The following is a 5,890-nucleotide window of genomic DNA, read 5'->3' on the forward strand; positions in this document are numbered from 1 at the left end:
CAGGAGTACATGTATGAGGATTTGCAGCGACCAACCTTGTATTGTTTTATTGACTGAAAAAGATGTCTGGATAAGGGTGAATGGGAAAGAACCTATTAGCCTTAAAGCTAACCATATGGCGTTATTAAATTGTGAAAATAATATTATCGACGTCTCCTCTCTTAACAACACTTTGGTTGCTCATATTAGTCACGACATCATCAAAGATTACCTCCGGTTTCTGAATAAAGATCTCTCGCAAATACCAGTATGGCAACGTAGCGCTACGCCCATACTCACCCTGCCATGCCTGACGCCAGACGTCTTTCGCGTTGCCGCGCAACACAGCATGATGCCCGCAGAAACTGAGTCAGAAAAGGAACGAACACGCGCATTATTATTCACGGTGCTATCCCGTTTTCTCGACAGTAAAAAATTCCTTTCATTAATGATGTATATGTTACGTAATTGTGTAAGTGACAGCGTTTATCAAATTATTGAAAGCGATATTCACAAAGACTGGAATCTTAGTATGGTAGCCAGTTGTTTATGTCTTAGCCCAAGTCTGTTAAAGAAAAAGCTGAAAAGCGAAAACACCAGTTATAGCCAAATAATCACCACCTGCCGCATGCGTTATGCCGTAAATGAATTAATGATGGACGGTAAAAATATCTCTCAGGTATCACAGTCCTGCGGCTACAACAGTACGTCGTACTTTATTTCTGTCTTTAAAGACTTCTACGGTATGACGCCGCTGCATTATGTTAGTCAGCACAGAGAACGCACTGTCGCCTGATTTTTAACCTTAACGAAGAGCTATATTAATAACGGCATCAGCGATAACCCGGTCGATAATAATTCAACTATCGAATGCAGGCGTATGATATGACGTAATTTATTGTCACGAAGCTCGCCTTCGCAGGAGTTTAATTATGTCTTCGGATGCTGATGCTCACAAAGTGGGCTTAATCCCCGTCACCCTGATGGTGTCGGGGAATATTATGGGGTCAGGTGTTTTTCTGTTACCTGCAAACCTGGCCTCGACTGGCGGGATTGCCATTTATGGATGGTTGGTGACGATTATCGGTGCGCTGGGGCTCTCGATGGTATACGCCAAAATGTCGTTCCTCGATCCAAGTCCTGGTGGTTCTTACGCTTACGCCCGCCGCTGCTTTGGCCCGTTTCTCGGTTATCAAACCAACGTCCTCTACTGGCTGGCCTGCTGGATCGGCAATATCGCCATGGTGGTCATTGGCGTAGGATATTTAAGTTACTTCTTCCCGATTCTGAAAGATCCATTGGTATTAACCATCACCTGCGTCGTGGTGCTGTGGATCTTCGTCCTGCTGAACATTGTCGGTCCGAAAATGATCACCCGTGTGCAGGCAGTTGCCACCGTGCTGGCGCTGATCCCCATCGTCGGGATTGCCGTATTTGGCTGGTTCTGGTTCCGTGGTGAAACCTATATGGCGGCATGGAACGTCAGCGGCCTGGGCACCTTCGGTGCAATTCAAAGTACCCTTAACGTTACGCTGTGGTCGTTCATCGGTGTGGAAAGTGCCTCCGTTGCCGCAGGTGTGGTGAAAAACCCGAAACGCAATGTCCCTATCGCCACCATTGGTGGGGTATTGATTGCCGCCGTTTGCTATGTACTTTCTACCACCGCGATTATGGGGATGATCCCTAATGCCGCACTGCGCGTTTCTGCTTCGCCATTCGGTGATGCCGCACGGATGGCGTTGGGTGACACCGCCGGGGCCATTGTTTCCTTCTGCGCAGCTGCGGGTTGCTTAGGTTCACTGGGCGGCTGGACGTTGCTGGCGGGTCAAACGGCGAAAGCCGCTGCCGATGACGGACTGTTCCCACCGATTTTTGCCCGTGTAAATAAAGCGGGTACGCCAGTGGCGGGGCTGATTATCGTCGGTATTTTGATGACCATATTCCAGCTCAGCAGCATTTCACCAAACGCGACCAAAGAGTTCGGTCTGGTTTCTTCCGTCTCGGTCATCTTTACACTGGTGCCATATCTTTACACCTGTGCGGCGTTACTGCTGCTCGGACACGGTCACTTTGGTAAAGCACGCCCGGCATATCTGGCAGTTACTACCATTGCCTTCCTCTACTGCATCTGGGCCGTGGTGGGGTCCGGAGCGAAAGAGGTTATGTGGTCATTTGTCACCCTGATGGTCATCACCGCCATGTATGCGCTGAATTACAACCGGCTACATAAAAACCCGTATCCCTTAGATGCACCAATAAGCAAAGATTAATTCCCCTTAATCCAGCAAACATAAAAGCCAACCTTAAGAACTTAAGGTTGGCTTAATTTTGCTTTGCGAGCATATGCGCACTTTGTTCGATGGAAACACCGTGATGTTGAAGCGCCTACTAAAAAGACCCTCTTTGAATTTACTCGCCTGGCTATTGTTGGCCGCTTTTTATATCTCTATCTGCCTGAATATTGCCTTTTTTAAACAGGTGTTGCAGGCGCTGCCGCTGGATTCGCTGCATAACGTACTGGTTTTCTTGTCGATGCCGGTCGTCGCTTTCAGCGTGATTAATATTGTCCTGACACTAAGCTCTTTCTTATGGCTTAATCGACCACTGGCCTGCCTGTTTATTCTGGTTGGCGCGGCTGCACAATATTTCATAATGACTTACGGCATCGTCATCGACCGCTCGATGATTGCCAATATTATTGATACCACTCCGGCAGAAAGTTATGCGCTGATGACACCGCAAATGTTATTAACGCTGGGATTCAGCGGCGTGCTTGCTGCGCTGATTGCCTGCTGGATAAAAATCAAACCTGCCACCTCGCGTCTGCGCAGTGTTCTTTTCCGTGGAGCCAATATTCTGGTTTCTGTACTACTGATTTTGCTGGTCGCCGCACTGTTTTATAAAGACTACGCCTCGTTGTTCCGCAATAACAAAGAGCTGGTGAAATCCTTAAGCCCCTCTAACAGCATTGTTGCCAGCTGGTCATGGTACTCCCATCAGCGACTAGCAAATCTACCGCTGGTGCGAATTGGTGAAGACGCCCACCGCAACCCGTTAATGCAGAACGAAAAACGTAAAAATTTGACCATCCTGATTGTCGGCGAAACCTCGCGGGCGGAGAACTTCTCCCTCAACGGCTACCCGCGTGAAACTAACCCGCGGCTGGCGAAAGATAACGTGGTCTATTTCCCTAATACCGCATCTTGCGGCACGGCAACGGCAGTTTCAGTACCGTGCATGTTCTCGGATATGCCGCGTGAGCATTACAAAGAAGAGCTGGCACAGCACCAGGAAGGCGTGCTGGATATCATTCAGCGAGCGGGCATCAACGTGCTGTGGAATGACAACGATGGCGGCTGTAAAGGTGCCTGCGACCGCGTGCCTCACCAGAACGTCACCGCGCTGAATCTGCCTGGTCAGTGCATCAACGGCGAATGCTATGACGAAGTGCTGTTCCACGGGCTGGAAGAGTACATCAATAACCTGCAGGGTGATGGCGTGATTGTCTTACACACCATCGGCAGCCACGGTCCGACCTATTACAACCGCTATCCGCCGCAGTTCAGGAAATTTACCCCAACCTGCGACACCAATGAGATCCAGACCTGTAGCAAAGAGCAACTGGTGAACACTTACGACAACACGCTGGTTTACGTCGACTATATTGTTGATAAAGCGATTAATCTGCTGAAAGAACATCAGGATAAATTTACCACCAGCCTGGTTTATCTTTCTGACCACGGTGAATCGTTAGGTGAAAATGGCATCTATCTGCACGGTCTGCCTTATGCCATCGCCCCGGATAGCCAAAAACAGGTGCCAATGCTGCTGTGGCTGTCGGAGGATTATCAAAAACGGTATCAGGTTGACCAGAACTGCCTGCAAAAACAGGCGCAAACGCAACACTATTCACAAGACAATTTATTCTCCACGCTATTGGGATTAACTGGCGTTGAGACGAAGTATTACCAGGCTGCGGATGATATTCTGCAAACTTGCAGGAGAGTGAGTGAATGAAAATTCTGATTGTTGAAGACGATACGCTGTTATTGCAGGGATTGATTCTGGCGGCGCAAACCGAAGGCTACGCGTGCGATGGCGTGACAACCGCGCGGATGGCGGAACAAAGCCTTGAGGCCGGTCATTACAGCCTGGTGGTACTGGATTTAGGGTTACCCGACGAAGATGGACTGCATTTTCTCGCCCGTATCCGGCAGAAAAAATACACCCTGCCAGTACTGATCCTCACCGCTCGCGATACGCTGACCGACAAAATCGCCGGGCTGGATGTCGGTGCCGATGACTATCTGGTGAAGCCTTTTGCGCTGGAAGAGTTACACGCCCGTATCCGCGCCCTGCTACGACGCCATAATAATCAGGGCGAAAGTGAGCTGATTGTTGGCAATCTGACGCTGAATATGGGTCGCCGTCAGGTATGGATGGGCGGTGAAGAGTTGATTCTGACGCCCAAAGAATATGCTCTGCTGTCACGGTTAATGCTCAAAGCAGGCAGTCCGGTGCATCGGGAAATTCTCTACAACGACATCTATAACTGGGACAATGAACCCTCGACCAACACCCTGGAAGTGCATATCCACAATCTGCGCGACAAAGTGGGCAAAGCCCGTATCCGCACCGTGCGCGGCTTTGGCTATATGCTGGTCGCGAATGAGGAAAACTAATTGAATCTGATGCATTTTCTGCGCCGACCAATATCGCTGCGCCAACGGCTGATATTGACCATCGGGGCCATTTTGTTGGTGTTTGAGCTGATCAGCGTCTTCTGGCTATGGCATGAAAGTACCGAGCAGATTCAGCTGTTTGAGCAGGCGCTACGCGACAATCGCAACAACGATCGCCACATCATGCGTGAGATCCGCGAGGCGGTCGCCAGCCTGATTGTCCCCGGCGTGTTTATGGTCAGCCTGACGCTATTTATCTGCTATCAGGCGGTACGCCGCATCACCCGCCCGCTGGCGGAGCTGCAAAAAGAGCTGGAAGCGCGCACCGCCGACAACTTAACGCCCATTGCCATTCACAGCGCCACCCTCGAAATCGAAGCGGTGGTTTCGGCGTTGAACGATCTGGTCAGTCGCCTGACCAGCACGCTGGATAACGAAAGGTTGTTTACCGCTGACGTCGCGCACGAACTGCGAACGCCACTGGCTGGGGTGCGTTTGCATCTGGAACTGCTGGCGAAAACGCATCACATTGATGTAGCACCGTTAGTGGCACGGCTTGATCAGATGATGGAGAGCGTCTCCCAGCTGCTGCAACTGGCGCGTGCCGGACAGTCATTTTCTTCCGGTAATTATCAACATGTAAAACTGCTGGAAGATGTCATTCTCCCCTCGTATGACGAACTCAGTACCATGCTCGACCAGCGACAGCAAACCCTGCTATTGCCAGAGAGCGCCGCCGACATCACCGTTCAGGGTGATGCAACCCTGCTGCGGATGTTATTGCGAAACCTGGTAGAAAACGCCCATCGTTACAGCCCGCAAGGCAGCAACATTATGATTAAGCTGCAAGAAGATGGCGGAGCGGTCATGGCAGTTGAAGATGAAGGACCAGGTATTGATGAGAGTAAATGCGGGGAGTTGAGTAAAGCGTTTGTACGTATGGACAGCCGTTATGGCGGGATTGGTCTGGGGTTAAGTATTGTCAGCCGCATTACACAGTTGCATCACGGGCAGTTTTTCCTGCAAAACCGGCAAGAGACTTCCGGCACGCGGGCCTGGGTACGGCTGAAGAAAGATCAGAACGTGGCAAACCAGATATAAAGAAAGCTGCTGACCACCAGCACGCTGAACACGGTAGTTAAACTTTCATAAACACGGTTTTTCATTGCACTCTCCTCCGTTAACCTGGAGGAGAGTATGCGCGTCAGAGATTAAGTGAACCTTAAGAG

General features: G+C 50.3%; 6 protein-coding genes. 5 read left to right on the top strand and 1 reads right to left on the bottom strand.

Annotated elements, in window-relative coordinates; translation table 11 throughout:
- Positions 1–13 precede the first annotated feature (13 nt).
- The 5 genes from adiY to pmrB all read left to right on the top strand — a co-directional run bounded on the left by adiY (position 14) and on the right by pmrB (position 5,762).
- Entirely contained in the window at positions 14–775 is a 762-nt protein-coding gene (adiY, locus tag E0D98_RS20720) for a DNA-binding transcriptional activator AdiY (RefSeq protein ID WP_001217059.1), read from the top strand.
- 136 nt (positions 776–911) lie between these two features.
- Positions 912–2,249: an arginine/agmatine antiporter gene (adiC, locus tag E0D98_RS20725; protein ID WP_000093154.1), complete on the top strand. Its 1,338-nt coding sequence runs from the start codon at positions 912–914 to the stop codon at positions 2,247–2,249.
- Between the two features lie 103 nt (positions 2,250–2,352).
- Complete coding sequence (gene eptA, locus E0D98_RS20730; protein WP_001298860.1) at positions 2,353–3,996, top strand: phosphoethanolamine transferase EptA; 1,644 nt, start codon at positions 2,353–2,355, stop codon at positions 3,994–3,996.
- Positions 3,993–4,661 (top strand): two-component system response regulator BasR, encoded by a 669-nt coding sequence (gene basR, locus E0D98_RS20735; RefSeq protein ID WP_000697915.1) that lies wholly within the window; start codon positions 3,993–3,995, stop codon positions 4,659–4,661. Before eptA ends, basR begins: the two co-directional genes overlap by 4 nt.
- Positions 4,662–5,762 (top strand): two-component system sensor histidine kinase PmrB, encoded by a 1,101-nt coding sequence (gene pmrB / locus E0D98_RS20740; protein WP_001051093.1) that lies wholly within the window; start codon positions 4,662–4,664, stop codon positions 5,760–5,762.
- Here pmrB and pmrR read toward each other — a convergent pair.
- A complete protein-coding gene (pmrR, locus tag E0D98_RS20745) occupies positions 5,738–5,827 on the bottom strand; it encodes an LpxT activity modulator PmrR (protein WP_000797656.1) in 90 nt (29 codons plus the stop codon). The genes pmrB and pmrR overlap by 25 nt on opposite strands.
- Between the last annotated feature and the right edge of the window lie 63 nt (positions 5,828–5,890).

The organism is Escherichia sp. KCJ4928 (assembly GCF_004352695.1).
GTDB lineage: Bacteria > Pseudomonadota > Gammaproteobacteria > Enterobacterales > Enterobacteriaceae > ECMA0423.

What these genes read in the sequence shown, in the direction of transcription:
- adiY (WP_001217059.1), top strand. Translation starts at nt 14, where the DNA reads ATGAGGATTTGCAGCGACCAACCTTGTATTGTTTTATTGACTGAAAAA.
- eptA (WP_001298860.1), top strand. Translation starts at nt 2,353, where the DNA reads ATGTTGAAGCGCCTACTAAAAAGACCCTCTTTGAATTTACTCGCCTGG.
- adiC (WP_000093154.1), top strand. Translation starts at nt 912, where the DNA reads ATGTCTTCGGATGCTGATGCTCACAAAGTGGGCTTAATCCCCGTCACC.
- basR (WP_000697915.1), top strand. Translation starts at nt 3,993, where the DNA reads ATGAAAATTCTGATTGTTGAAGACGATACGCTGTTATTGCAGGGATTG.
- pmrR (WP_000797656.1), bottom strand. Translation starts at nt 5,827, where the DNA reads ATGAAAAACCGTGTTTATGAAAGTTTAACTACCGTGTTCAGCGTGCTG.